Here is a 24,278-nt window from a genome sequence, read left to right on the forward strand (position 1 = left end):
CCGGACACGACACAGGCTCTGACGGCGCACACAGTAGAACCCGTTCCAGAAATTGGGAATGGCGGCGACGCGGGCCTATCGCGGACGGACGGCCCTGATCAGCAGCGGGGGCAGCAGCGCGCACTGCGCCGCGACCGCCGTCCAGAACAGCCCCGGGTGACCGGAGCCTTCGGCCAGGGCGTAGCCCTCGCCGCCCGCGATGCCGCTGGCGAAGGCGCCGATGCCCGCCGCCAGGCGCTGGCGGCCGAAGACGACGGCCGGCGCCCGCGAGGACCGCGCCAGGGCCTCCAGGTCGTTCTTGAGGAAGAGGACGATCTCGCCGAGGCAGATCAGCAGGGAACCGGCCAGGACGGCGAGCGGGTGGCCGAGGGCGAGCGCGGCCATGCCGGTGGCCAGGGCGGTGAAGCCGATGCGCAGGGCGCGGAGGTAGGGCAGGCGGGCGATCCACTGCGACAGGAGTGGCTGGGTGACGACGAGGAGCACGGCGTAGAGCGCGAGGACCAGGCCGTAGAAGAGGGTCGAGGTCCTGGGTACGACGTAGAGCGCGAGGTAGTGCTGGAAGAACATGAAGACGTAGACGCTCAGGACGGTGATCGCGAAGGGCAGGAGGGGTGGTCCGGCACCGGCTCCTTCGTGCCGACCGGGTCCGGGCGGATCGCCGTCCGCCGGTGGCGGTTCCGGCTGTCGCTCCGGGCCTTCCACCGGGAGCAGCGCGTGGCCCGCCGTGATCGCCGCGAACAGCCCGGCGACCGCCGTGAAGAGCTCGGTCGAGGCGGTGAGCACGAACGGGGCGGCGGCGATGGGCCCCAGCGCGATGCCCGCGTTGAGAGCCGAACTGCTCGCGGACAGCAGCAGCGGGCGCCGCGCCTGTGCCGCGCCGTGCACCAAGTACGCCTTGTTCGCGGGCAGGTAGAGCGCGGCGCCGCAGGAGACGAGGAACAGCGCGGTGACGGCCACGGCCGGCCGGTCCAGGCCCGGCACGAAGGCCGCGAACCCCGCCGTGCGGACCAGCAGGGCGAGCAGCATGGTGCGCCGCAGCCCGATCCGTCCGGCGAGCGCGGCCCCGACGACGCCGCCGGAGAACTGCACGAACGAGGCGACGGCAAGCACCACGCCGACCGTGCCGAGCCCGACGCCCAGGCGTTCGTGCAGCAGCACCGACATGAAGGGCAGTACGGCGAAGCTGCCCAGCGGGATCAGGAAGGAACCGGCCAGCAGGAAGTACTGCGCACCGGTGAGCTCGCTGAGCTCATGGAGGCCTGTGGTGCGGCGCGGTACGGACCGCTTCCCCGCCGTCGTCATTCCCGGTCGTCGTCGGCCACGACGACGGGCCGGATGCTTCCGGCGGCGCTGAGCGCCCGGTGCAGGGCCAGTTCGGCGGTGGCCGCCTCGGCCAGCACGATGCCGGTGCAGCTCCGCTGGTCGTTCAGGTGCTCCACGCGGCGGCCCGGGACCGCTGTGGGATACCACTCGGGCGATCCGGGGAAGTCCGGGAGGCCGTCGAGGCCGGTCCAGCCGGTGAGCGTGCCGGGGCGCTCGGGGTACACGAGCACGAAGCCGGTGGCGGGGCCGCGCGCCGTGCCGGGGTCGGCGACGGCGTCCAGGAGTGCAGGCCTGCGACCGAGCGCCGTCTCTATCAGGGCGTCGTAGACGTTCGTGCGCAGGAAACGGCACAGTGCCTCGCCGACGAGCGCGCCGCCGATACGGCGGTTGATCTCCACCAGTTCCGGACCGTCCTTGGTGAGGACGAACTCCACGTGGGCGAAGCCGTCGGCGTGACCGGCGGCGGCCAGCACGCGCGCCACCCAGTCCTGGACGAGGGCGAGTTCGGAGGCGGGAAGAGCGACCGGGAAGGCGGCGGCCTCCTCGCGCACCGACGGCTCGGGCGACAGCTGGCGGCTCAGGATGCCGAGCAGCCGTGTCTCGCCCTGCCAGCTCAGGGTCTCCGCGCTGTAGACGGGGCCGGAGAAGAAGCGCTCCGCGAACAGCCGCCCCTTGAAGGCGCGTCGGGAGGCTTCCGCGAGCGCCGCGTGGAGCTGCTGCTCGTCGCGGACCGGCCAGACGTTGCGCGAGGAGGTGCCGGAGGAATCCTTCAGGACGGCGGGCAGGCCGATCTCACGGAGGATGTCGGCGGCGGCCGAGGCGTCGGCGGGGACGGCCAGGGCGCCGCTGCCGCTCAGGCCCCGCTCATGGAGGAGGGCGCGCACCCGGCTCTTGTCCCGCAGCTGCCTGACCGTGCTCGGGTCGGGCCCCGGCAGACCGAACTTCGCGGCGAGATCGGCCCCGGGAACGCTCCAGGTGTCGGTCGAGTTGATGAGCCCGCACAGGTCGGGCAGGGCGGCGAGAGCGGCGGCGCAGGCCGCTTCGTCGGTGGTGTCGATGTCGACGACGTCGATCGTGGCGAGGGCGTCGGGGGTGAGGTGGGCGAGTTCGTGGCGGTAGACGTCACGGTCGCCGGTGAGCAGGCACAGCTGGTGCCCGGCCCGGTCGGCCGCCTCGACGAGGCGTCCGAGGCCGAAGGTGAGTGCTTCCAGAGCGGCGATGGTCACGGTGCCTGGTTCTCCTGTGTCGGTGCTTCGAACGGGGCGTCGGCTTGTGCGGGTACGGCGGGTCGGCTGCCCTCGGCCGGGTGGCGTACGTCGTACCGCCGCCGGTTCCACTCCATCGCCGACCAGGGCGGGGCGAGGTCGGCGAGGCCGGTGATCTGATGCGGCTTCAGGGTGCGGGGGTCGAGGGCCTCGTGGTGACGGGCGAAGACGCGTTCGGTGTAGCGGTGTCCGGTGTCGGCGCCGATGACCAGGTGCGTGCGGTCGGGGTTGCGGGCGGCCTCCCAGCCGGCGACGAGGTGGGCAGCGCCCGTGGACAGGCCCGCGAACACGGCGTGGTCCCGCAGCAGGCCGACGGCCCCGGCCATGGCGTGCCGGAAGTCGAGCCAGTGAAGGGTGTCGTAGAGGTCGTGGCGGACGTTGTCGAACGGAATGGAGCTGCCGATCCCTGCGATGATCGCCTCGGGGTCGCTGAACCCCTCGCTGCCGAAGGTGACGCTGCCGAAGGGCTGCACGCCGAGCAGGCGTACGGCACGGCCGCTCCCGCGCAGCGCCTGGACGAGGCCGCCGCTGGAGGACCCGGTGCCCACGGCGCCCACCACGGTCAGCGGTACGCCGGGCAGCGCGCGGCCGACGAGGGCGGCGAACTCGCGGTAGCCGGTGTAGTGGACGGCGTCGTGGTACTGGCGCATCCAGTGCATGCCGGGCCGCTGTGCGAGCAGTTCGCGGACCCGGCGGACCCTGCCCTCCTGGTCGAGCCGCAGGTCCTTCGATGGCGGCATCTGGTCCACCGTGGCGCCGAGCACCTCCAGTTGGGCGCGCATCGTGGCGTCGACGGTGGTGGAGGCGACGATGTGGCAGTTGAGTCCGTAGCGGTGGCAGGCCATGGCCAGAGCAAGTGCGTAGATGCCGCTGGAGCTGTCGATCAGGGTCTGGCCGGGTTGCACGGTCCCGCGTTCCAGCAGCGTGCGGACCGCGCCGAGGGCGGCGTAGACCTTCAGCGTCTCGAAGCGGGCCAGCACGACGTTGTCGGAGAGTCGCAGCAGGTCGGGGGCCTTGATCGCGTCGGTGATGTGCTCGTGGACGGGGGCGGCGGAGACGTGCTCGTGGGCGGGCGCGTACTCATGGGCCGGGGCGGTGGGCGTGCGCTCTGTGTGCGTCGAGGTCACGGTCGCCGTCACCGCCCGACCGAGCGCAGGTAGCGGCCGAGCTTCTCGGCCCCCGCGACATTGCGCGGCCCGCTGACGACATCGCCGTACGACAGGACGAGGAAGCGCTTGTCCCGCACCGCCGGTACCGACTTCAGAGCGGGCTTCGACGTCAGGTAGGCGATCTTTTCCTTGGCGGGCTGGTCGGCGTAGTCGACGATCACGATGACGTCGGGCCCGGCCTTGATGACGGGCTCCCAGCCCACCGTGGTCCAGCCCTTGTCGAGGTTCCCGAAGACGTTCCTGCCACCGGCGGCGCCGATGATGTCGTCCGGCGCGGCATGCCGGCCTGCCGTGAACGGCTGGTCGGTGCCCGAGTCGTAGACGAACACCTTGGCGGGGTCGCCCTTGCGGGGCCAGGTCTTCTTGAGGGCGGCCACGCGGCCCTTGAGGTCGGCGACGAGGGCGCGGGCCCGCTTCTCGACGCCGAAGATCTTGCCGAGGTTGCCCAGGTCCGTGTAGAGCGCCTCCAGGGGCGGCACGTCGACGCTCTTGTCGCCGTAGTCCCAGCAGGTCTCGGTGTGCAGGTAGCTGGCGATGCCCACCTTGTCCAGGAGGGCGGGCGTGACGCCGCGCTCCTCGCTGAAGCCGGAGTTCCAGCCCGCGAGGACCCAGTCGGCGTCGGCATCGACGACGATCTCCCGGGTGATGCGCTCGGTACCGAGGCGTTCCACCCGGGCGTATTCCTCGCGCCAGGGCGAGCCCTTGACGGCGGGGTCGCCGAGCTTGTTCATGACGTAGCCGCGCATCCGGCCGGCCAGTCCCAGGGCGAACATCTTCTCCGCGCCGCTCACGTCGTAGGCGACCGCCCGCTCGGGACGCTTGTACGTGACGTCCTTGCCGCAGTTGGAGACGGTGACGGTGGCGGGCTTGCTGTCCGCGGTCCGCTCGACCTCGGCGCCGCAGCCGGTGGTGAGCAGGATCCCGGTGGCCAGCAGCCCTGCGAGGGCTCGGGGGAACGAGGGTCGGGTCACGCGTGTGGTCCTTCCGGCGATGCGTCGGTTGCTGTGTTCGTGGGGAGTGGGGCCTCGGCCGGCGGTGAGGCCGGGGCGAGGTCGTAGAGCAGTTGTGGGATGCCGCTGCGCGGGTGCGGCACGACCGCCGCGTCGACGCCGAACACCTTGCGGACCAGCTCGGGCGTCAGCACCTCGGCGGGGGCACCGGACGCGACGAGGCAGCCTCCACCCAGCACGGCGATGCGGTCGCAGACCTGCGCGGCGAGGTTGAGGTCGTGCAGGGCCGTGAGCACGGTCAGGCCGGAGCCGCGCAGGAAGGAGAGCAGCTCCACCTGGTGCCGTACGTCGAGGTGGTTGGTGGGTTCGTCGAGGACCAGGAGGCGGGGTTCCTGGACGAGGGCCCGCGCGACCAGAACGCGCTGCCGCTCGCCGCCGGAGAGGCTCAGCACGCTGCGGTCCGCGAGGTGGGCCACGTCGAGCCGGTCCATGGCCTGCCCGCACAGCTCCCGTTCGCGGGCGGTCAGGGGATGGTTGCCGTGGGCGTGCGGGGTGCGGCCCAGTGCGACCACCTCCTCGACGGTGAAGTCGAGTTCGGTGTGGCTCTCCTGGGTCAGCGCGGCGATCGAGCGGGCGCTGTCGCGCAGTTTCAGCGACGTCACGTCGGTGCCGTCGAGCAGCACGGCACCGGACGTCGGACGCATCGCCCGGTAGACACAGCGCAGGGCGGTCGACTTGCCGCTGCCGTTGGGGCCGACCAGCCCCACGACGGAGCCCGCGGCCACCTCGATGTCCAGCCGGTCGACGAGCGCGCGCCCGGCCGCCTCGACCGTCAGGTCACGCAGGGAGAGGACCATCTACCGGCCTCCGAAGAGATAGCCGCGGCGGCGCATCAGCACGACGAACACCGGGACCCCGATGAGCGCGGTGATCACGCCGAGCGGCAGTTCCTCGGGGGCGAAGGCGGTACGGGCCACGAGATCGACCCAGACCATGAAGCAGGCGCCGGCCAGGGGTGCGACCGCGAGTACCCGCCGGTGCGTGGAGCCGACCCAGATCCGCACCACGTGGGGCAGGACGAGGCCGACGAAGCCGACGGCGCCGCTGACCGCGACGATCAGCCCGGTGACGGCGGCGGTGAGCACGAAGAGGCCGCGCCGCAGCGCGTCCGCGTCCACCCCGAGGCTGGCCGCCGTCTCGTCGCCGAGCGAGAGCACGTCCAGCGAGCGGCTGTGCCGCAGCAGCACGACGACCGCGACGAGGACCGCCGCCGTCACCAGGGGCAGGGACTCCCAGGACGCCGACCCGAGGCTGCCGAGCAGCCAGAACAGCACGGTTCGGGCGGCCTGCCCGTTCGGGGCGAGGAAGACCAGGACGCTCATGAGCGCCTGGAAGCCGTACGCGAGCGCCACCCCGGTCAGCACCAGGCGCAGCGGCGTCAGGCCCAGCGGGCCGCGCGCCGCCAGGTACACGAGGACCGTCGCGCCCAGCGCGCCGAGGAACGCGGCGGCCGACAGCGCGTACACGCCGAGGCCGGCGAAGACCCCGAACACCACGACGGCGGTCGCCCCCACGGAGGCACCCGAGGAGATGCCGAGCACGAACGGGTCCGCGAGGGCGTTGCGCACCAGCGCCTGGATGGCGACGCCCACGACGGAGAGCCCGGCCCCCACGACCGCGGCGAGCAGCACCCGCGGGGTGCGCACGTGCCAGACGATGGAGTACCCCGTCACCTCGTCCGCGCCGATGGTGCCCCCGGTGAGCGCCGCGTACACGAAGTGCACGACGTCGCCCGGCGCTACGACGGTCGGTCCCAGCGCGATGCCCGCCAGGATCGAGACGACCAGCGTGCCGGAGAGCGCCACGAGTGTCGTCGCCAGCCTGCCGCGGCCCGCGGGCCGGTCCTCGGAGCCGTCGCGCGGTGCGCCGGGCGGGCGGGCGGCGCGGCGTGGGGAAGTGCCCGCGTGTCCGCGGGCCTGTGCGACGCGGGTCACGGCCGGGTCCCGCTCACGATCAGCCGCTTGGAGTGGTGGTCGTAGGGGCCGCCGTCGAAGCCGCCGTAGCACCGCACGTCGGTGAAGCCGGCCGCCTCGAAGAGCGCGCGCAGTTCGGCCGCGCTGTAGAGGAAGGAGGTGAGGGACGCCTCGCGCGCCTCACCGTCGCGCACCAGCGTCCAGTCGGTGCGCAGCCGCGTCCAGCTGTCCAGGACGGTGTCGCGCTGCACGACGTACGCGCCGCCGTCGAGTTCGACGACCTGCGGACGGCCGATCCAGCCCGCGAGGACCTCCTTGCCCATCACGTCGATGAGGAGGCGTCCGCCCGGCACGAGCGAGTCGTGGGCGTTGCGCAGCACGCGCTCGTTGTCGAGCGGGTCGTCGAAGTAGCCGAAGGAGGTGAAGAGGTTGAGCACCACGTCGTACGACTCCTGCTCGACGTGCGTCAGCATGTCGGCCCGCACCAGCCGGACGTCTGCCCCGGCCGCCTCGCAGGCGGCCTCCGCGCGCTTCAGCATGGCGGGGCTGAGGTCCACGCCGGTCACCGCGCAGCCGCGCCGGGCCAGCGGTACGAGGTAGAGGCCGGGCCCGCAGCACAGGTCGAGGACGCGGCTGCCTGCCGGGAGTTGGAGCAGCGGCGACTCGCTGACCAGGCTCTCCGCCTCCGTGCGCCTGCGCTCGGAGAACATGGTCTCGGAGAAGTCGGACCAGAATGCGTCGTCCTCGTACCAGTGCATGCAGCTGCTACCTCGTTCCAGTGCCGGTCACGCCGTGCGGGGTCTGCTGCAGTGGTCGTACGCGGAGGCGGTCTGGTTCCCGCGTCCTCGTGTCCGGATGTGACAGGGAATCGTCATTGCGGCCATGTGCCGCGGCGATGAGGATGAGTGCATGCCCCTTGCACACCGGGTGGTCATCGCGGTCTTCCCCGATGTCGACCTCCTCGACGTCACCGGCCCCGCCGAGGTCTTCGCGCTCGCCAACCGCGAGACCGCGGGCCGCGCCGGGTACCAGGTCCGCCTCGCCGGGCCCGCCGCAGGGCCGGTCCGGACATCGGCCGGGGTGCGGCTGCTCGCCGACCTCTCCTTCGACGAGGTCGGCGCGGAGGTGGACACCCTGCTGGTGCCGGGCGCGGTGGACATGGCGGAGGACGGACCGCGGGCCCGCGTCGATCCGGATGTCGTGGCGTGGGTGAAGGCCACCGCCCCGCACGCCCGGCGCGTGGCGTCGGTGTGCGTGGGCGCGCATCTCCTTGCCGCGGCGGGGCTGTTGGACGGGAAGACGGCGACCACCCACTGGTCGACCGCCGCCCAGCTCGCGGCCGACCACCCCGGCGTCACGGTCGACCCGGACCCCATCTTCGTACGCACCGACCGCGGCCGGCTGTGGACCGGCGCCGGGATCAGCGCCTGCCTGGACCTGGCGCTGGCCCTGGTCGCCGAGGACCTGGGCGAGCAGGCCGCACTGACGGTGGCCCGGCAACTGGTGCTCTACCTCAAACGGCAGGGCGGCCAGAGCCAGTTCTCGGTCCCACTGGGCCGCGCCGCCACCACCCGTCGCGACATCGACGAACTGCGGCTGTGGATCGCCGACCACCTCGACGACGACCTGTCCGCCGGGGCCCTGGCCGCCCGGATGTGTCTCAGCGAGCGGCATTTCGCGCGGGTCTTCACCCAGGAGACGGGGACGAGCCCGGCCGCGTACGTCGAGGCCGCCCGCATCGAGGTGGCCCGACGGCTCCTGGAGACGACCGACCGGCCGCTCGACCAGGTCGCGTCGGCCGCCGGGATCGGCTCGGTCGAGACGCTGCACCGGGCGTTCCGGCGGCAGCTGGCGACCACGCCGGTGGCCTACCGGCGCCGCTTCCGCACCCAGACCCCCTGACCTGTCGGCACTGGGCACCCGCTGCCCGACTCGCCGACCGACCCGAACCACACGGCTGAGTGCCTGTCTTCGAACTCGGCCCCGCACACCGGCCCAACGGCCGGACGATCTCCGTCCCGCAGGCGAGGCACCCCGCTTCGCCATGCCCGAATGCCCGACGAAAGGCACCCGATGAGCGAGAACACCCCGTCCAAGTCCCTGCGTGACGTCTTCGGCCTGGACAACCGGCCGCCCCGCCTCGCCGACTCCGCCCTGGTCCTGATCGACTTCCAGAACACCTACCGCACCGGCGTGATGGAACTGGAGGGCGCCGACGAGGCACTCGCGGCAGGGGCCCGGCTCCTGGCGCGGGCCCGCGCCGCGGGCATCCCCGTCGTCCACGTCATCAACGACAGCGGCGAGGGCACCCCTTACGACATCCGTGCCCACATCGGCGCGATCAGCGACGAGGTCGCCCCGCTGGACGGCGAACCGGTCGTCGTCAAGGCGTTCCCCGACTCCTTCCACGCCACCGACCTGGAGAAGACCCTCATCGACCTGGGCTTCGCCCCCGGCGCCGACAAGGACCTCGTCCTGGCCGGATTCATGACCCACATGTGCGTCGCCTTCACGGCGCAGGGCGCGGTCAACCACGGCTACCGTCCCACCGTCGTCGCCGAGGCCACGGCCACCCGGTCCCTCGCCGCCCCGGACGGCACCGTCCTGTCCGCCGACGCCGTGCGGGCCGCCGCCCTGACCACGATCACCGACCGGTTCGGCCCGGTGGTCCGCACCGTGGACGCCCTGCCCGCCTGAGGCCCCTGAGTCACGAGGGCGTCGCGCCGCCGACATGCGGGCGCGGCGCCCCTGAGCCATGTTGAAGAGGTGCCGATCGGGGCACCCGACGATGACGACAGCTCAGGGAGGCAAGGATGGCGCTGCGTCATCGACTGATCAGAGTGAGTCCTGCGACGGTATGGACCGTTCTCTCCGACGGCGGCAAATACGCCGAATGGGTGGTGGGCACCGCGTCCTCGCGGCCCCTGCGCGGCCAGTGGCCGGCCGTCGGGGCGGCGATCGAGTACGAAGTGCGCCTGGGCCCGATCAGGGCCACCAACGAAACGGTCGTCCGCCGCTGCGAGGAGGGCACCGTGCTGGAGCTGGAGGCGAAGGCGGGCCCCCTCGGCACGGCCCGGATCGCGATCGACGTACGCCCGTGGGGCGAGGACACCCTGGTCAAGGTGGACGAGCACCCCCTGCACGGAGCGGCGGGCGCCCTGCACAACACCGGGGTCGAGGCCCTGATCCAGCTGCGCCACCGCGCGATGCTCGCCCGGCTCGCCCGCGTGTGCGAGGCGGAGGCGGGCCGTCAGGAGTCCGGCCGCGAGGCGCGGGCCGGGAAGGGCGCCTCCCGCGGCGAGGGGGGCGGAGAGGCCTATGCCTGACGCGGTGGTGATCGGGGCCGGCCCCAACGGTCTGGTCGCGGCCAACGTGCTGGCGGACGCCGGGTGGAGCGTGACGGTCCTGGAGGAGCAGCCGGAGCCCGGTGGCGCGGTGCGGCACGACCGGGAGGTGCACCCCGACTTCGTCAACGACCTCTTCAGCTCCTTCTACCCCCTGGCCGCGGCGTCCCCGATCCTGAACGGGCTGCGCCTGCACGAGTACGGGCTGCGCTGGAGCCACGCCCCCCAAGTCCTCGCCCATCCCCTCACCGACGGCCGTTGCGCCGTCCTCGATCGAAGCGTCGAGGCCACGGCTGCCTCCCTGGAGGCCTTCGCACCGGGTGACGGCGATTCCTGGCGGCGCGTGCACGAGGTGTGGGACGGCATCAGGTCCGACCTGCTGAGCGCCTTGTTCACGCCGTTTCCGCCGATCCGGGCCACCGCGCGGATGGCGTACCGGCTCAGGGTGTCGGGCGCGCTCCGGCTGGCCCGCTCGCTGGTGCTGCCGGTGCGGCGGCTCGGCGAGGAGGAGTTCGCGGGTGAGGGCGGACGGCTGCTGCTCGCCGGCAACGCGCTGCACGCCGACCTCGCGCCCGAGGCGGCGGGCAGCGGTGGATTCGGGTGGCTCATGGCGATGCTGGGCCAGACCTACGGCTTCCCGGTACCGGTCGGCGGCTCCGGCCAACTCATCAAGGCGCTGGCCGATCGGCTGACGGCGCGCGGAGGCAGCGTGCAGTGCGGGCGGCGGGTCGAGCAGGTCGTCGTCCGCGACAGGCGCGCGGTCGCGGTGCGTACCTCGGACGGCGATACGGTGAGCGCCGCGCGCGCCGTTCTCGCCGATGTGTCGGTGCCCGCGCTGTACGGCGAACTCATCGCGCCGGAACATCTGCCGGGGCAGCTCCTGACGGACCTGCGGCGCTTCCAGTGGGACTTCAGCACGTTCAAGGTGGACTGGGCGCTCGACGGTCCCGTGCCCTGGCAGGCGGAGGGAGTGGCCGGAGCGGGCACCGTCCACCTCGCCGACGGCGTGGACGAGCTCACCCGGTTCGCCGCGCAGCTCGCCATGCGCCAGGTGCCCGACCGGCCGTTCCTGCTCTTCGGCCAGATGACGACCTCGGACGCCACCCGCTCGCCCCAGGGCACCGAATCCGCCTGGGCCTACACCCACGTACCGCAGGACATCCGGGAGGACGCCGGTGGCGCGGGCATCTGTGGGGCGTGGCGCAAGGAGGACCAGGAGGCGATGGCCGACCGGATCGAGCAGCAGGTCGAGCGCTTCGCCCCGGGTTTCCGCGGCCTGATCCGCGCCCGTCGTCTCCTGGCGCCGACGACCTTGCAGTCCATGGACCGCAATCTGCACGGCGGCGCGATCAACGGCGGCACCACGTCGCTGCACCAGCAGCTCTTCTTCCGGCCGGTCCCCGGCACCGGCCGCCCGGAGACGCCCGTGGACGGCCTGTTCCTCGCGTCGGCCGGTGCCCATCCCGGCGGCGGCGTGCACGGAGCTCCGGGTGCCAACGCGGCCAGGGCCGCCCTGCGGCGCCGCCTGCCGGTTCCGCTCGTCGGGGCGCAGCGCCTGCTCACGGCTCGCACCCGCCTGCGCGCCGGCGAGCAACGCGGAGGGTGATGACCACGCGGAACAGTCCGTTGGCGGGCCGCACCGTCGTGGTGACCGGGGCGGCGCGCGGTCTGGGTGCGGCCCTCGCCCGGGAACTGGCCCGCCGCCACGCCGACATCGCGCTGCTCGGCCATGAGCGGGCCGCCTTGGAGGACGTCGCCGCCGCCCTGCCCACCTCCACGCTCGCCCTTGAGGTGGACATCACCGACGAGGCGTCCCTCCGGGCCGCGGCGCGCACGGTGCGGGCGCGCCTCGGACGGCCCTCCGTGGTCGTGGCCAACGCGGGCATCGCCGAGGCCGGTCCCTTCGCCACGGCGGACTTCTCGTCATGGCGCCGGGTGATCGAAGTGAACCTCACCGGCAGCGCGCTCACCGCCCAGACCTTCCTGCCCGACCTCGTGCACACCCGCGGCTACCACCTGCAGATCGCGTCCCTGGCGGCGCTCGGCGCCGTGCCGATGATGAGCGCCTACTGCGCCTCCAAGGCGGGGGTCGAGGCCTTCACGCACTCCCTGCGCGCCGAAACGGCCCACCGCGGCGTCGCGGTGGGCCTCGCCTACCTCAACTGGGTCGACACCGACATGATCGGCCACGTGGACGGCGAACCGGCGCTCAGGGAACCGCGCGGTCTGCTTCCCCGGCCCGCCCGACGCGTCACCTCGGCGGACGAGGTCGCCGTCCGGCTCGCCCACGCCGTGGAGCACCGTCGTACCGCCGTCTACGTCCCCGCCTGGGCGCGCCTGGCACAGACCGGACGCGTCCTGCTGCCACCCGTCGTCACCCGGCTCTCCCGCGCCCGGCTGCGGCGATCACAGGCGGACCGGTCCATCGGGCAGACGGGACCGCTGGGGCCGGGCGGCCGGGCGGACCGGGCCGCCCGAGGCGACGGCGCGTAGCACTCCCGTCTCACCGAAGCCATGGACCGAACCCGCGGTCCGGGCCTCGGCGGTACGCCGTTGTACCCCTGCTCGCACAGCGGGCCCCGCCGCGACGGGGGAGACACGGCGGGACCCAACAAAGCGAGTGCCCGCTGAGGAGACGCTCACACCCCCGTCTTGTACTTGATTACGGGTTCGCCGGTGAGCGGCCGGCGCCGGGCCGCCGCAGCGGTGCCTCCGCGGCCCGCACACGATCTCTCACTGGCCGTCCTTCAGCTTGATGATGTTCCCGTCCTTGTCGAGCGTGTGGTCGTTCCAGTACTTGTCCCACTTGTCCCCGACGTGCTCGGGGACCTTGCCCTCCGGGTAGCGGGCGTACCCCTTGGGCGGCTCCTCACCGTCGGGCTGGCACGCGGAGCCGCTGCTGCCCACCCGCAGGACGGGGTACTCGCCGCCGCCGCAGGTCGCGTCCTCCGTGGAGCAGCCGGTGAGCACCGCGGCCGCGACGCCCGCCAGGGCGAGTCCCACGGCGGCCCGCGCCGGACGGCTGCCGATCACGCGGGAGACCGGACGAACTCGGATGTTGCTGGCCACTGTTGACTCCTTCACGTGTGCTTGTACGGCCAGCATGCGCGAGTCGCGGGCCCGCGATCATGAGTACGGGTACTCAAACCGGCCGTACGGCCTACCTGAGGAGACGCCCTGCCCGAGGCGACGGCGGACCACTCCGAGGTTCAGGAGAGCGTGCCGACCACGTCCCGCACCCGGCCGGCGACGGATTCCGGAAGCGGCGCGTGGTGCAGCCCGGACAGTTCCTTCTGCCCCGCCTCGCTCGCCGTGTAGGTCAGGAACGACTTGAGCGCGGGCAGCGTCTCCCTGCGGTTGCCCTTGTCGCAGACGATCTCGTAGGTCACCTGGACGATGGGGTACGCGCCCGGAGTCGAGGCGCCGTAGCGGAACTTCAGCGTCAAGTCCTGGCCCTCGCCCGCGACGCGGGCCTGCGCGATACCGGCCGACGCCGTCGCGGGCGTCGGTGGGACCGGGGCGGGCGCGCCCGTGTCGATGCTCACGGTCTCGATCCCGCGGTCCCGCGCGAAGGACAGCTCGAAGTAGCCGATGGCGCCGACCCCCGCGGTCACCTCCGACGCGACGCCGCTCGACCCGCTCGCGGACGCCCCTCCCCTGCCCTGCCAGGCCTTGCCGACCGGATGGGCCCAGGCCCCGGGGGCCGCGCCCGCCAGGTAGGCCTGGAAGTTCTGCGTGGTGCCGGAGTCGTCGGAGCGGTGCACGGGGCGGACGGGCATGGAAGGCAGCTCGGCGTCCGGGTTCAGGCGCTGGACAGCCGGGTCGTCCCAGGTGGTGATCTTGCGGTCGAAGATCTTCGCGAGCGTCGGTGCGTCCAGTACGAGGTCCGCCACGCCCGGCACGTCGTAACCGATCGCGATGGGCCCGCCGACCATGGGCAGGTCGATAGCGCGGCCGCCCCGGCACACGTCCTTCGAGCGTTGGACCTCATCGGGCTTCAACGCGCCGTCGGAGCCGCCAAAGGCGGTGGCACCTCGCAGGAACTGCGCGCTGCCCGCACCCGATCCGATCGGGTTGTACGCGATCCGCACGCCCGGGCACGCGCCTTGGTACTGCTTGATCCAGTACTTCATCGCGTTCTGCTGGGCGCTCGACCCGGTCCCCGGCACCCTCCCCGACTCGGCACAGTCGATCCCCGCGACGGAGGAGGGCCGGGCGGCGGCGCCCTCCCCGTCCTCGTCGTCTCCCCCTATGCCCGCGACACCGCATCCCGCGAGGGCCAGCGGGAGCAGGGCCGTGAGGCAGACCGCCGTGCGCGCCCTGCCTCCTCGATACGTACGTCCTGGACGTGGGCGTTGCAACGTTGTCCCCTCGGGGTACCGCGACATGGATCTCCGCCGGCCTGCGGACCTGACCTGCGGACCTGACCTGCAGGCTGGGCCTCTCGACCGGACCTCAGATGCTCGCCCATCCAGGGCGACGGCGGGTGACGCGCAGGCGAACATCGCGCGACGTGCCGCGGTACGGAGATCGAGTGGTAGGCGGGACGGGACGCAGGGTGACCGGCGCAAGGCGCCCTCGCCGGGCGTGCCTTCGCCCCTTCGTGCCTCCCCTCCTTCGCCCCCTCGTGCCTCTGGGGGCGTGTCCTACACTCCGGCCATGAAGATCACTCCCGCCACGGTCGTCGAAGACCTGGCCCCGTCCGGCGTGCTGCGCGCCTCCATCAACCTGGGCAACCCGGTGCTGGCCCAGGGCACTTCGACCGCGCCGGCCGGCGTCACCGTCGACATCGCGCGAGAGGTCGGCACCCGGCTCGGCGTCCCCGTGGAGTTCCGCTGCTTCGACGCGGCCCGCGCGTCGTACGAGGCCATGGCGGAGGGCCGCGCCGACCTCTGCTTCCTGGCGGTCGACCCGGCCCGCGAGGCCGAGGTCGCCTTCACCGCGCCGTACGTCGTGATCGAGGGCGTGTACGCCGTGCCCCGTGAGGCGCCCTTCACCGGCGCCGCCGACGTCGACCGCGCCGGTGTGCGCATCGGCGTGAAGCGCGGCTCCGCCTACGACCTGTTCCTCTCCCGCACGCTGCGCCACGCGAGCGTCGTACGCGGCGACGAGGGAGTCGACGTTTTCCGCTCCGAGGGCCTGGAGGTCGCGGCGGGCATCCGGCAGCCGCTGACCGCATACGTGGCTTCCCACCCCGAACTGCGCCTGCTCCAGGGCCGCTTCATGCAGATCCGGCAGGCGGTGGGCACGACGAAGACCCGCGCACCCGAGACGGTCGCGTTCCTGCGCGACGTCATCGAGGAGCTCAAGGCCACGGGGTTCGTCGCCGCCTCGCTGCGGCGCTCGCAACAAAGCGACACGCTGGTCGCCCCGCTCGCGTAGCCTTCCGCACGGCAAATGGCCCTACGAGGAGTTGAGATGCCCGGTCGTCCCGGCACGCGCTGACGTACAGGTCGCCCGACCCGTCATCGCGTGCCGCCCACACCTCCGGCACCGCCGGGACCGCGGCACAGCGAGCCCTTCCTGACTCTCTCGGCTTCCTGGGCTTCCCAGGCCTCCTCAAGGGGTTCTTGTGCCGTCCCTTCCGCGTGCCTCCGGCACCGTTCTCGGCGACCGTGACTTCCGCCTGCTCTGGGCGGGGCAGACCGCCTCGCAGTTCGGGGCGCAGGCCGGGCAGGTCGTCCTGCCTCTCGTCGCCGTACTCACCCTCGACGCCTCCACCGGCCTGCTCGGCGCGCTGCGCGCGGTGGAACAGGCGCCGATCCTGCTCTTCTCCCTGTTCGCCGGCGCGTGGGTGGACCGTCGGCGCGCCCGCGACGTCATGGTCCTTTCCGATGTCGGACGCCTGCTGGCGCTGTCCGCCGTCGCCCTCGCGCATCCGCTGGGGGTGTTGGGCCTGCCGGTGCTCTTCGCCGTCGCGTTCATGGTCGGGGTGCTCGGTGTGTTCTTCGACGTGGCGTATCAGGCGTGTCTGGTGCGGCTGGTGGAGCGCGAGCAGCTGGCGCGGGGCAACAGCGTCCTTGAGGGCAGCAGGTCCGCCGCGCAGACCGGCGGGCCCGCGCTGGGCGGCGCGCTGCTGTCGTTCCTCACGGCGCCGTTCGCCACGTTGGCGAGCGCCTCCTTCTTCACGCTGTCCGCCCTGTGGATCGCCCGCATCCGCCGCGACGACTCGGACGCGCCGCCCACACCGCCCGAGCGGGCCCCGGGCATCTGGCGCCGGATACACGAAGGCCTCGGCTTCGTCGTCGGCCACCGCGTGCTGCGGGCCGTGGGACTGGCCTCCGCCGTGTTCCAGTTCTCCTTCGCGGCGCTGATGACCGTGTACCTGCTGTTCCTGCCCCGCGCCCTGCACCTCTCCGGCGCCGCCGTGGGGGCGGCCCTCGCGGCCACAGGGCCGGGCGCGGTAGTGGGCTCGCTGCTCGCCGCCCGGCTCCCCGGGAGACTCGGTCACGGCCGGGTGCTCGTGACCGCCGCGGTGCTGGCCGACGGGGTACTGCTGTGCGTCCCCGCACTGCACGGCGCCACCCCCGTGACGGTGTGTCTGCTCATGGCCGTGAACTTCGCCTTCGGTGCCTTCGGCCAGCTGGTGAACGTCACGCTCATGGCGGTGCGCCAGGCCGTGACGCCCCTCCTCCTCCAGGGCCGGGTCGTCGCCACGATCAACTTCGCCGGCATGGGACTGACCCCGCTCGGCTCGTTGCTCGGCGGCTTCCTGGCCGGTGCGCTGGGGCTGCGTCACGGGCTGCTGGTGACAGCCGTCGGCCTGGCGCTGTCACCGGTATGCATGGTGTTGTCACCGCTGGGGCGCCTGGGTCGACAGTTGCCGGGGTGACTGTTCGCGAGGGGAGCGACCTGGCTGTGGAGCCTCACAATGGCCCGGACCCGAGGAGCTGGCCGCCGTCGACGACGAGTGTTTCGCCGGTGATCCAGCGCGCGCCGTCGCCGGCGAGGAACGCGACGGCCTCGCCGAGATCCTCGGGCTCGCCGATGCGACCCAGCGGAGTGGCCCCGGCGACCCGCGCCTCGTTCTCCTGCCACAGCGCCTGGGCCAGCCTGGTGCGGACGACGCCGGGGGCGATGGCGTTCACGCGGACCTTCGGGCCGAGTTCCAGGGCGAGTTGCTTGGTGAGGTGGATGAGCGCGGCCTTCGAGACGTGGTAGATCCCGACGTCCTTGGCGACCGAAAGCCCGCCGATCGAAGCGGTGTTGACCACGGATCCGCCGTGCTCCCCCATCCACGCCTTCACCGCGAGCGACGTCCACAGGATCGGCGCCCACAGATTGACGTCCATCGTCTTGGCGAACCGCCCGTGGTCCTGGTCGATGACCGGCCCGTACGCCGGGTTCGTACCGGCGTTGTTGACGAGGATGTCCAGACGGCCGTACGTCGCAACGGTGTGGTCGACGCAGGCGCGCGCGGCACCTTCGTCGGTGGCGTGGGCGCCGAACCCGGCGACGGATCCACCGAGATCACGTGCCGCGTCCTTGGCGCGCTCCTCGCTGCGCGAGGTGATCACGACCTGTGCGCCCCGGTCGCGCAGGGCCGCGGCCGCCGCGAGGCCGATCCCCCGCGACGCGCCCGTGACGAGGGCGACCCGTCCGTCGAGCGGCCCGCTCATCGCGCGCTCCGCTCGGCCTCGCGGCGCCTCAGTTCCCGCATGGCGATGGTGCGCTTGTGCACCTCGTCGGGCCCGTCGGCGAGGCGCAGCGTGCGCAGGTGGGCGTACATACTGGCGAGCGGGAAGTCGTCGCTGACGCCCGCGCCGCCGTGCACCTGGATCGCGCGGTCGACGACCTTGAGGGCGGCCTCGGGCGCGGCGACCTTGATCGCGGCGATCTCCGTACGGGCTTCCTTGTTGCCGACGGTGTCCATCAGGTGTGCGGCCTTGAGAGTGAGCAGGCGGGCCATGTCGATCTCGATGCGGGACTCGGCGATCCAGTCCTGGATGTTGGCCCGGTCGGCGAGGGGCGCCCCGAACGTCGTACGGGACTGGGCGCGGTCGATCATCAGGTCCAGGGCGCGTTCCGCCACGCCGATCGTGCGCATGCAGTGGTGGATGCGGCCGGGGCCCAGTCGGGCCTGGCTGATCATGAAGCCGTCGCCCTCGCCCGCGAGCAGGGCGGTGCTCGGAACGCGTACGTCCTCGAAGAGCACCTCCGCGTGGCCCTCACGGTCCTGGTAACCGAAGACGGGCAGGCCGCGCAGCACCGTGACCCCTGGCGTGTCGAGCGGGACGACCATCATGCTCTGCTGGCGGTGGCTCGGCCCGTCCGGGTCGGTCTTGCCCATGACGATCAGCACCTTGCAGTTGCTGTGCAGGGCGTTCGAGGTCCACCACTTGCGGCCGTTGAGGACGTAGTCGTCGCCGTCGCGGACCATCCGCAGCTCGATGTTGCGGGCGTCGGAGCTGGCGACCGCGGGCTCGGTCATGGCGAACGCGGAGGCGATCTCGCCTGCGAGCAGGGGCTTCAGCCACTTCTCCTTGTGCTCTTCGGTGCCGAAGAGCGTGAGGACCTCCATGTTGCCGGTGTCCGGCGCGTTGCAGTTGGTGGCCTCGGGTGCGAGGTGCGCGCTGCGGCCCATGATCTCGGCGAGTGTCGCGTACTCCAGGTTGGTCAGGCCCGGTCCCCACTCCGGGTGCGGGTGGAAGAGGTTCCACAACCCTTGCCGCCTCGCTTCGGCCTTGAGCTCCTCGATGACCGGGGGCTGGAAGTGCGGATCGCCGGACTCCGCCATCTGGGCCTCGTACACCGCCTCGGCGGGGTAGATGTGCTCGTCCATGTAGGCGAGCAGCCGCTCCTGGTACTCCTTGGCCCTGTCGGTCACATCGAACACGGGTCCTCCAACGGTCACGGATGCTTCAACGGTCATGGGCGGGATCCGAGTATGTGTGTGCGTGGTGCGGTGCTCTCCGGCTTCGGCGGGGTGCTCACCACCGTGTCGTCACCGCCTGGGCGACGAGCCCCACAGATCGTCGCCCACCCGCAGCACCGCACTTCCACTCGACTCGGGTGCCGCCAACGTACTTGAATCCGGATTCAGGTTCAATGGTGCGCCCGCGGGGCTCCGTGGCCCGCCGCCACCGGTCGCCGGTCGAGCTCAGCCGCTCCGGTTCAACCGCTTCGGTTCAACTGGATCAGGTCCCAGCGGTTGCCGTACAGATCCCGGAAGACAGCCACCACACCGTAGGCCTCGGTCCGCGGCGCCTCCTCGAAGACCACCCCGGTCGCACGCATCCGCTCGTAGTCACGGGCGAACGTGTCGGTGTTCAGGAACCAGCCGACCCGGCCGCCGGTCTGGTCACCGACCCGGGCCGCCTGCTCCCCGGCCGCGGCTCTGGCCAGGAGCACCGCCGTCTCCCGCGAGCCGGGCGGAGCGACGACCACCCACCGCTTGTCGTCGTCGATCCGGGTGTCCTCCAAGAGCTCGAATCCGACGACGTCCCGATAGAAGACGATCGCCTCGTCATAGTCACGCACAACCACGGTCACCAGTCCGAGATGAGGCATCCGACGATGTTGCCCGTCGGCGCACCGCGCGCGCCACCCCGCACGATCACCGCCACCCAGGAGGCACTGCGCCCGCCCTGTACATTCGAACCCAACGTCAAGTTCAATACTTCCTGCGGCCCACAGGAGATCTGCGCATGAGGACACACATCCCGATCGCCGATTGGGAGCGCGTCGCGACGCGCCGGGTGACCGTCGGCGACGTCACCCTCCGGGTCTACGACCACGGGGGCGCCCGGCCCGGCAAGCCCCCGGTGCTGCTGTGCCACGGCTTTCCTGAGCTCGCGTTCTCCTGGCGTCATCAGCTCTTCGCGCTGGCGGAGGCGGGGCACCGCGTCCTGGTTCCCGACATGCGGGGCTACGGCGGGAGTTCGCGGCCCGCCGACCCCGACGCGTACGACATCCTGACGCTCTGCGGCGATCTGATCGCGATCCTCGACGACGTGGGCGCGGACGACGCGGTCCTCGTGGGGCACGACTGGGGCGCCAACGTGGTGTGGCAGACGGCCCTCGCGCATCCGGAGCGAGTGCGCGCGGTCGCCGGAATGAGCGTGCCCGTGACCCCGCGGGCACCGGCACCGCCCCTGTCGATCCTGCGCAAGCGACTCGGTGACGACTTCTACATGGTGTGGTTCCAGGAGCCGGGCACCGTGGACGCGGCCCTGCGCAGGAACGTGCGCAGGACCCTCGTGTCGAAGGAGATGTACTCCGCCCAGTGGGCGGAGCGCCCCGACATGACGGAGGCCGAGCTGCCGCCCCCACCCTGGCTCGACGAGGCCGAACTCACCTACTACATCGAGACGTTCGAGCGGACCGGCTTCACCGGCGGCCTCAACTACTACCGCAATCTGGATCGCAACTGGGCCCTCACCGAGCACCTGGCCGACCGCCGCGTCACCCAGCCCTCGCTCTTCCTCACCGGCTCCAGGGACCCCGTGGCGCAGTTCATGCCGGCGAAGGGCCTCGACCGGATGCTGACCGACCGGCGCGGCACCGTCGTGCTCGACGGCGCGGGCCACTGGGTCCAGCAGCAGCGGCCCGATGAGGTGAACGCCGCTCTCCTGGAGTTCCTCTCCGAGGTCGGCTGATAGCATCCGCTGCCACCGATACGTACAGATTCGACCGACAGTGAATGGATCGCAGTGGCTGCCCAGGCCGCGGCCGCGGACGGCGGCCAGAAGCAACCGATCACGCCCCGCAGCGCCCGCGGCGTCCGGACGCGCAACGCCCTGATCGTCGCCGCCCGCGAGGTCTTCGAGCGCGACGGGTACCTGGACGCCCGCATCACGGACATCTCCAAGGCGGCGCATGTCGCCTCCGGGTCGTTCTACACGTACTTCAACAGCAAGGAAGAGATCTTCCAGGCACTCGTCGAGCAGGTGCAGGAGGAGATGCTCCACCCGCATCTGCGCGAGCGCACCGGAATCACCGACCCCCGCGAGCTCATCGACGCCTCGAACCGCGAGTACCTGCGCGCGTACAGGAAGAACGCGCGCCTGATGGCGCTGTTCGAGCAGGTCGCCCAGGTGGACGAGAAGTTCATGGCGCTGCGCATCGAACGCGGCAACGCCTTCGCCCGGCGCAACGCCAAGCTGATCCGATCCCTCCAGGAGAACGGCCAGGCCGACGCCGGCCTCGATCCGCTGATCACCGCGCACGCCCTGTCCGTGATGGTGAGCCGCATGGCGTACCTGGTGTTCGTGCTCGGGCAGCGCATTCCGTACGAGCGGCTCGTCACGACGCTCAACACCATTTGGGCGAACGGCCTGCGGCTGACGGACGCGGCGGCCGAGGAGTGAGCGCCGGGCGGCCGAGGTCGGGCCGCCCGCCCCCTCAGCTGCCTCTCAGAGCCTGTCTTTGAACCCCCGCCTGCGCCCCGGCGGTCGCTGCGCCCGCGCTTCGCGCGGACGACGGGGGTTCAAAGACAGGCTCTCAAGCCACGAGCGGGCGCACCCTGTCCGTGACGAAGCGGATGAACCCCTCCGGGTCCGGTTCGTCGGCGGTGGGCTGCAGGACGACTGTGTCGGCCCCCGCGTCGGCGAGCCGCCGGACGGCTTCCACCACGTCCTCCGCGTCCCCGGCGACACCGATGCCAGGACCGCCGTCCCGGCCCTCGCGCCGGAGCTCGGCGCGCAACCGGGCCTCCCCGTCGGGTCCCGGGGCGGCGAGCAGATACACCACGACGGGGTGCGGCCCCTCCCGGCCCGTCGACTCCCGCCCCTCGGCGATGAGTTGGCGTGCGCGGCGCACTCCTTCCGGTGGCGTGCCGGCGTCCAGGATCGTGCCGTCGGCGGCCTCGCCGGTGAGCCGCAGTGAGCGGGGGCCGCGGGCGCCCGCGTAGACCGGGGGCGCCGACGCGGGCGGCCAGTCCAGCGCGACACCGTCGAGCCGGACGTACCGCCCCCGGGTCGTGACCCGCTCGCCCGCCAACAGGGCCCGCATCACGTCCAGATGCTCGCGCAGCAGGGTCATCGGCGACTCGGCCCGGGCCCCCACCTGCCCCATCCAGTCCTGCACGCCGTGCCCGACGCCGACCATCACGCGGCCGGGGAACAGCCGGTGCAGGGTGGCCGTCTCCATCGTGGTGAGAGCCACGTTCCGCAGCGGCACCGGCAGCAGTCCGACGCCCACCCGCAGCCGCTCGGACCATGCCAGGGCGGCTGCCGCGGCGGCGATGCCGCTCTCCAGGAAGCAGTCCTCCCAGAGCCACAGCTCCGCGAGCCCCGCCTCGTCGGCGGTGCGCACCATCGCGCGCAGGCGCTCAGGGGGAAGTTGGGGACGGAACACCACGCCGAGAGTCGTCATGATGCCCTTCCTACCTCGCTCCACGCGCGCGATCAACGGGACGGGCAGGGGCATGACTGTAAGGGTTGTGGCGTACAGGTGCCTTACATGAGCCTGATCGTCATGAGACAGCCCACGGCACAGCTCGCCATCGCCCGCACCGACGTTCGCCAAGCGGTGGCGGCCGACATCCCCGAACTCGTCCGCCTGCGCACGCTGCTCTTCGAGACCCTCGGCGGGGAGTACTTCAACCCCTCGCCGGAGGAGGACGGATGGCGCCGCAACCTCGCCTCGGTCCTGCGCGAGCAGCTGACGGCCGACGCCGCCCGCATATTCGTCGTGGACGGTGACCACGGCCTCGCCGCCTGCGGCATCGGCACCGTCGAGCAATGGTTCCCCGGTCCGCACAACCCCAGCGGCCGTGTCGGCCATGTGATCGGCGTGGTCACCGACCCGGCGTACCGGCGGCGCGGCCACAGCCGGGCGGTCATGCGGGCGCTGCTCGACTGGTTCCGCGCCCAAGGCGCCTCGCGCGTGGATCTGTACGCCTCCCCCGAAGGCGAACCGCTCTACCGGGACCTGGGCTTCGTCGACCACCCCGACCCCGCGCTCTACTGGCGTCCATGAGCCCTCAGCCCGTGTGCGTAGACGACCCGGGCCTTCGGTGAAAGTGAAAGGGATTCCGGGCGCCGCCTGCCCGCAGCATGATGAAGGGAGGCGAAACGGGGGTGTCGTCATGGCTTTTCGCTTCGGTTCGCGTGCCCTTCGGGTGCCGACGTGGGCCTTTGCCGTCGTTGGTTTCGTGCTGGTGGTGGGGCTGTTCTTCGGGATACGAGGAGTGGCGTCACCCGGCGGCGGGGCGCGGGGTGGTGGAGGCGGCTCGGGCTCGCCGGACGGCGGCACGGGTACGGGGTCGGGGACGGCGACCGGCGGAAGTGGCAGCGGCGACTCCGGGGGCGCCACGACGAGCGGGACGACGGACGGGTCGTCGGGCGGGTCGTCGGGCGGTACGTCGGACGGGGCGTGGCAGACAGGTGGCGGAGACGCCGGCGGGGGTAGTGGTGGCAGCGGGAGCGGCGGTGGCGGAAGTGGCGGCGGAGGCGGCGGAGGGGAGGCGCCCGCCTGGCTGCCGTGGGGACCCAAGTCGCCCAACACGGATGAGGCGTTCGAGCCCGACAGCCTGTACGACCTGCTGCAGAAGGGCGAGTGCCGGCAGGCGTACAACAGCGCGGTCGACCCCGACAAGCGGGTCGACAACTCGGCGACCCGGCAGGCCTGGAAGGTCATCGAAGGGCTCGCCGGGGTCTGCGAGGCCGCACAGGGTGATCCCGGCGGAATGGCCGTCGCGGTCAAGGCGGAAGCGGGGCTGCGTGCGGCCGGGTACTCGGCCGGGAACACCGGGTACCTGTGCAAGGACGGGGACGCCTTCGCGGTCCTGCAGCGCTTCGTCGCCTACTACCGGCGGCATCCCGGTGAACGAGTGGCGCTGCGGTCCGCTCCCGCGGGCACCATGGCCTGCGACAGCATGATCGCCGCCACGGACGGCAGCTACGCGCCGGGCACCACCGCCTACTTCCAAGGCACCTGGCCGGACGCGCCGGACACCGTCGAACTGCGCGCGCCGGAACTGCCGGACCCGATCACCCTGAAGCCCTTCGGCGACGAAAACGACAAGGCGCGGTGCTGCAAGGACGCGTCGATCTCCGTGGACCTGCCGGGACCCGACGGCTTCGGCGGCCGACGACCGACGGTGATCGACGTGACGCTGGTGACGAAGAACGGAGCCAGGGTCGTCAAACAGGCGGCGTTCACCGTCAACTGGAGCGATATCGGGCAGCCGCCCTCGCGGTCGTCCTCACCACCACCCGTTGCGTCCCCCGCGTCGCAGTCATCCCGCTCCTCCGGTTCAGCCGGTTCACCCGGTTCACCCGTCCCGGCGAGCGCACTTACACGATGAGCG

The 24,278-nt window shown here is 72.2% G+C and carries 24 protein-coding genes; 11 read left to right on the plus strand and 13 right to left on the minus strand.

The window, feature by feature from the left end; genetic code table 11:
* Positions 1 to 75: 75 nt before the first annotated feature.
* From ACFVYR_RS30350 to ACFVYR_RS30380, 7 genes are all read right to left on the minus strand, one after another.
* Positions 76 to 1,302, minus strand: a complete 1,227-nt coding sequence (locus ACFVYR_RS30350; protein ID WP_384256313.1) for an MFS transporter — start codon at positions 1,300 to 1,302, stop codon at positions 76 to 78.
* Positions 1,299 to 2,549, minus strand: coding sequence for an ATP-grasp domain-containing protein (locus tag ACFVYR_RS30355; protein WP_384256310.1), 1,251 nt, complete (start codon positions 2,547 to 2,549; stop codon positions 1,299 to 1,301). Before ACFVYR_RS30355 ends, ACFVYR_RS30350 begins: the two co-directional genes overlap by 4 nt.
* A complete protein-coding gene (locus tag ACFVYR_RS30360) occupies positions 2,546 to 3,619 on the minus strand; it encodes a pyridoxal-phosphate dependent enzyme (protein WP_384256377.1) in 1,074 nt (357 codons plus the stop codon). The genes ACFVYR_RS30355 and ACFVYR_RS30360 overlap by 4 nt, the downstream gene beginning before the upstream one ends.
* A 104-nt stretch (positions 3,620 to 3,723) precedes the next feature.
* Entirely contained in the window at positions 3,724 to 4,728 is a 1,005-nt protein-coding gene (locus tag ACFVYR_RS30365) for an ABC transporter substrate-binding protein (protein WP_384256308.1), read from the minus strand.
* Positions 4,725 to 5,564 carry an ABC transporter ATP-binding protein gene (locus ACFVYR_RS30370; protein WP_384256305.1) on the minus strand — a complete coding sequence of 280 codons (840 nt, stop codon included), beginning with the start codon at positions 5,562 to 5,564 and terminating at the stop codon, positions 4,725 to 4,727. The genes ACFVYR_RS30365 and ACFVYR_RS30370 overlap by 4 nt, the downstream gene beginning before the upstream one ends.
* Positions 5,565 to 6,587: a FecCD family ABC transporter permease gene (locus ACFVYR_RS30375; protein ID WP_384256375.1), complete on the minus strand. Its 1,023-nt coding sequence runs from the start codon at positions 6,585 to 6,587 to the stop codon at positions 5,565 to 5,567.
* 110 nt (positions 6,588 to 6,697) lie between these two features.
* Positions 6,698 to 7,438, minus strand: coding sequence for a methyltransferase domain-containing protein (locus tag ACFVYR_RS30380; RefSeq protein ID WP_384256303.1), 741 nt, complete (start codon positions 7,436 to 7,438; stop codon positions 6,698 to 6,700).
* Positions 7,439 to 7,589: 151 nt separating this feature from the next.
* On the opposite strand from ACFVYR_RS30380, the gene ACFVYR_RS30385 reads away from it, so the two are divergent.
* From ACFVYR_RS30385 to ACFVYR_RS30405, 5 genes are all read left to right on the plus strand, one after another.
* Positions 7,590 to 8,582 carry a GlxA family transcriptional regulator gene (locus ACFVYR_RS30385; RefSeq protein WP_384256300.1) on the plus strand — a complete coding sequence of 331 codons (993 nt, stop codon included), beginning with the start codon at positions 7,590 to 7,592 and terminating at the stop codon, positions 8,580 to 8,582.
* A gap of 171 nt (positions 8,583 to 8,753) precedes the next feature.
* Positions 8,754 to 9,377, plus strand: coding sequence for an isochorismatase family protein (locus ACFVYR_RS30390; RefSeq protein ID WP_384256298.1), 624 nt, complete (start codon positions 8,754 to 8,756; stop codon positions 9,375 to 9,377).
* Positions 9,378 to 9,493: 116 nt separating this feature from the next.
* Positions 9,494 to 10,006, plus strand: a complete 513-nt coding sequence (locus ACFVYR_RS30395) for an SRPBCC family protein (protein ID WP_384256295.1) — start codon at positions 9,494 to 9,496, stop codon at positions 10,004 to 10,006.
* A complete protein-coding gene (locus ACFVYR_RS30400; RefSeq protein WP_384256293.1) occupies positions 9,999 to 11,630 on the plus strand; it encodes a phytoene desaturase family protein in 1,632 nt (543 codons plus the stop codon). Before ACFVYR_RS30395 ends, ACFVYR_RS30400 begins: the two co-directional genes overlap by 8 nt.
* Positions 11,630 to 12,517: a short-chain dehydrogenase/reductase gene (locus tag ACFVYR_RS30405; RefSeq protein ID WP_384256290.1), complete on the plus strand. Its 888-nt coding sequence runs from the start codon at positions 11,630 to 11,632 to the stop codon at positions 12,515 to 12,517. The genes ACFVYR_RS30400 and ACFVYR_RS30405 overlap by 1 nt, the downstream gene beginning before the upstream one ends.
* 240 nt (positions 12,518 to 12,757) lie before the next feature.
* Here the strand turns inward: ACFVYR_RS30405 and ACFVYR_RS30410 are convergent, their stop codons facing one another.
* Both ACFVYR_RS30410 and pstS read right to left on the minus strand, forming a co-directional pair.
* Positions 12,758 to 13,057, minus strand: a complete 300-nt coding sequence (locus ACFVYR_RS30410) for an SCO0607 family lipoprotein (protein WP_384256372.1) — start codon at positions 13,055 to 13,057, stop codon at positions 12,758 to 12,760.
* 176 nt (positions 13,058 to 13,233) lie between these two features.
* Complete coding sequence (gene pstS / locus ACFVYR_RS30415; RefSeq protein WP_384256288.1) at positions 13,234 to 14,385, minus strand: phosphate ABC transporter substrate-binding protein PstS; 1,152 nt, start codon at positions 14,383 to 14,385, stop codon at positions 13,234 to 13,236.
* Positions 14,386 to 14,683: 298 nt separating this feature from the next.
* On the opposite strand from pstS, the gene ACFVYR_RS30420 reads away from it, so the two are divergent.
* Together ACFVYR_RS30420 and ACFVYR_RS30425 are read left to right on the plus strand one after the other, a co-directional pair.
* Positions 14,684 to 15,406 carry a transporter substrate-binding domain-containing protein gene (locus ACFVYR_RS30420; protein ID WP_384256285.1) on the plus strand — a complete coding sequence of 241 codons (723 nt, stop codon included), beginning with the start codon at positions 14,684 to 14,686 and terminating at the stop codon, positions 15,404 to 15,406.
* Between the two features lie 190 nt (positions 15,407 to 15,596).
* Entirely contained in the window at positions 15,597 to 16,856 is a 1,260-nt protein-coding gene (locus ACFVYR_RS30425) for an MFS transporter (RefSeq protein ID WP_384256283.1), read from the plus strand.
* Positions 16,857 to 16,890: 34 nt separating this feature from the next.
* Here the strand turns inward: ACFVYR_RS30425 and ACFVYR_RS30430 are convergent, their stop codons facing one another.
* The 3 genes from ACFVYR_RS30430 to ACFVYR_RS30440 form a co-directional block, all read right to left on the minus strand.
* Positions 16,891 to 17,643: an SDR family oxidoreductase gene (locus ACFVYR_RS30430; protein ID WP_384256280.1), complete on the minus strand. Its 753-nt coding sequence runs from the start codon at positions 17,641 to 17,643 to the stop codon at positions 16,891 to 16,893.
* On the minus strand, positions 17,640 to 18,896 hold the full coding sequence (locus tag ACFVYR_RS30435; RefSeq protein WP_384256278.1) for an acyl-CoA dehydrogenase family protein: 1,257 nt from the start codon (positions 18,894 to 18,896) through the stop codon (positions 17,640 to 17,642). Before ACFVYR_RS30435 ends, ACFVYR_RS30430 begins: the two co-directional genes overlap by 4 nt.
* Positions 18,897 to 19,138: 242 nt before the next feature.
* Complete coding sequence (locus ACFVYR_RS30440) at positions 19,139 to 19,534, minus strand: VOC family protein (RefSeq protein WP_384256275.1); 396 nt, start codon at positions 19,532 to 19,534, stop codon at positions 19,139 to 19,141.
* Positions 19,535 to 19,671: 137 nt separating this feature from the next.
* Between ACFVYR_RS30440 and ACFVYR_RS30445 the strand changes: the two genes are divergently transcribed.
* Together ACFVYR_RS30445 and ACFVYR_RS30450 are read left to right on the plus strand one after the other, a co-directional pair.
* Complete coding sequence (locus ACFVYR_RS30445) at positions 19,672 to 20,622, plus strand: alpha/beta fold hydrolase (protein WP_384256272.1); 951 nt, start codon at positions 19,672 to 19,674, stop codon at positions 20,620 to 20,622.
* 54 nt (positions 20,623 to 20,676) lie between these two features.
* On the plus strand, positions 20,677 to 21,333 hold the full coding sequence (locus ACFVYR_RS30450) for a TetR/AcrR family transcriptional regulator (RefSeq protein WP_384256270.1): 657 nt from the start codon (positions 20,677 to 20,679) through the stop codon (positions 21,331 to 21,333).
* A 133-nt stretch (positions 21,334 to 21,466) separates the two neighbouring features.
* On the opposite strand, the gene ACFVYR_RS30455 is transcribed toward ACFVYR_RS30450, so the two are convergent.
* The gene (locus ACFVYR_RS30455; RefSeq protein ID WP_384256267.1) at positions 21,467 to 22,339 is read right to left on the minus strand and encodes an LLM class flavin-dependent oxidoreductase; all 873 of its coding nucleotides are present in this window, start codon (positions 22,337 to 22,339) and stop codon (positions 21,467 to 21,469) included.
* A gap of 102 nt (positions 22,340 to 22,441) precedes the next feature.
* On the opposite strand from ACFVYR_RS30455, the gene ACFVYR_RS30460 reads away from it, so the two are divergent.
* Both ACFVYR_RS30460 and ACFVYR_RS30465 read left to right on the plus strand, forming a co-directional pair.
* Positions 22,442 to 22,945 (plus strand): GNAT family N-acetyltransferase, encoded by a 504-nt coding sequence (locus ACFVYR_RS30460; protein WP_384256265.1) that lies wholly within the window; start codon positions 22,442 to 22,444, stop codon positions 22,943 to 22,945.
* A gap of 109 nt (positions 22,946 to 23,054) precedes the next feature.
* Positions 23,055 to 24,275, plus strand: coding sequence for a hypothetical protein (locus ACFVYR_RS30465; protein WP_384256262.1), 1,221 nt, complete (start codon positions 23,055 to 23,057; stop codon positions 24,273 to 24,275).
* Positions 24,276 to 24,278: the final 3 nt, after the last annotated feature.

This window comes from Streptomyces sp. NPDC058284, assembly GCF_042881135.1.
Taxonomy (GTDB): Bacteria; Actinomycetota; Actinomycetes; order Streptomycetales; family Streptomycetaceae; genus Streptomyces.

Excerpts from the sequence above, each read along its gene's own strand:
- ACFVYR_RS30350 (WP_384256313.1), bottom strand. The coding sequence starts at position 1,302 with ATGACGACGGCGGGGAAGCGGTCCGTACCGCGCCGCACCACAGGCCTC.
- ACFVYR_RS30370 (WP_384256305.1), bottom strand. The coding sequence starts at position 5,564 with ATGGTCCTCTCCCTGCGTGACCTGACGGTCGAGGCGGCCGGGCGCGCG.
- ACFVYR_RS30380 (WP_384256303.1), bottom strand. The coding sequence starts at position 7,438 with ATGCACTGGTACGAGGACGACGCATTCTGGTCCGACTTCTCCGAGACC.
- ACFVYR_RS30385 (WP_384256300.1), top strand. The coding sequence starts at position 7,590 with ATGCCCCTTGCACACCGGGTGGTCATCGCGGTCTTCCCCGATGTCGAC.
- ACFVYR_RS30390 (WP_384256298.1), top strand. The coding sequence starts at position 8,754 with ATGAGCGAGAACACCCCGTCCAAGTCCCTGCGTGACGTCTTCGGCCTG.
- ACFVYR_RS30395 (WP_384256295.1), top strand. The coding sequence starts at position 9,494 with ATGGCGCTGCGTCATCGACTGATCAGAGTGAGTCCTGCGACGGTATGG.
- ACFVYR_RS30400 (WP_384256293.1), top strand. The coding sequence starts at position 9,999 with ATGCCTGACGCGGTGGTGATCGGGGCCGGCCCCAACGGTCTGGTCGCG.
- ACFVYR_RS30405 (WP_384256290.1), top strand. The coding sequence starts at position 11,630 with ATGACCACGCGGAACAGTCCGTTGGCGGGCCGCACCGTCGTGGTGACC.
- ACFVYR_RS30420 (WP_384256285.1), top strand. The coding sequence starts at position 14,684 with ATGAAGATCACTCCCGCCACGGTCGTCGAAGACCTGGCCCCGTCCGGC.
- ACFVYR_RS30430 (WP_384256280.1), bottom strand. The coding sequence starts at position 17,643 with ATGAGCGGGCCGCTCGACGGACGGGTCGCCCTCGTCACGGGCGCGTCG.
- ACFVYR_RS30435 (WP_384256278.1), bottom strand. The coding sequence starts at position 18,896 with ATGACCGTTGAAGCATCCGTGACCGTTGGAGGACCCGTGTTCGATGTG.
- ACFVYR_RS30440 (WP_384256275.1), bottom strand. The coding sequence starts at position 19,534 with ATGCCTCATCTCGGACTGGTGACCGTGGTTGTGCGTGACTATGACGAG.
- ACFVYR_RS30445 (WP_384256272.1), top strand. The coding sequence starts at position 19,672 with ATGAGGACACACATCCCGATCGCCGATTGGGAGCGCGTCGCGACGCGC.
- ACFVYR_RS30455 (WP_384256267.1), bottom strand. The coding sequence starts at position 22,339 with ATGACGACTCTCGGCGTGGTGTTCCGTCCCCAACTTCCCCCTGAGCGC.
- ACFVYR_RS30460 (WP_384256265.1), top strand. The coding sequence starts at position 22,442 with ATGAGACAGCCCACGGCACAGCTCGCCATCGCCCGCACCGACGTTCGC.
- ACFVYR_RS30465 (WP_384256262.1), top strand. The coding sequence starts at position 23,055 with ATGGCTTTTCGCTTCGGTTCGCGTGCCCTTCGGGTGCCGACGTGGGCC.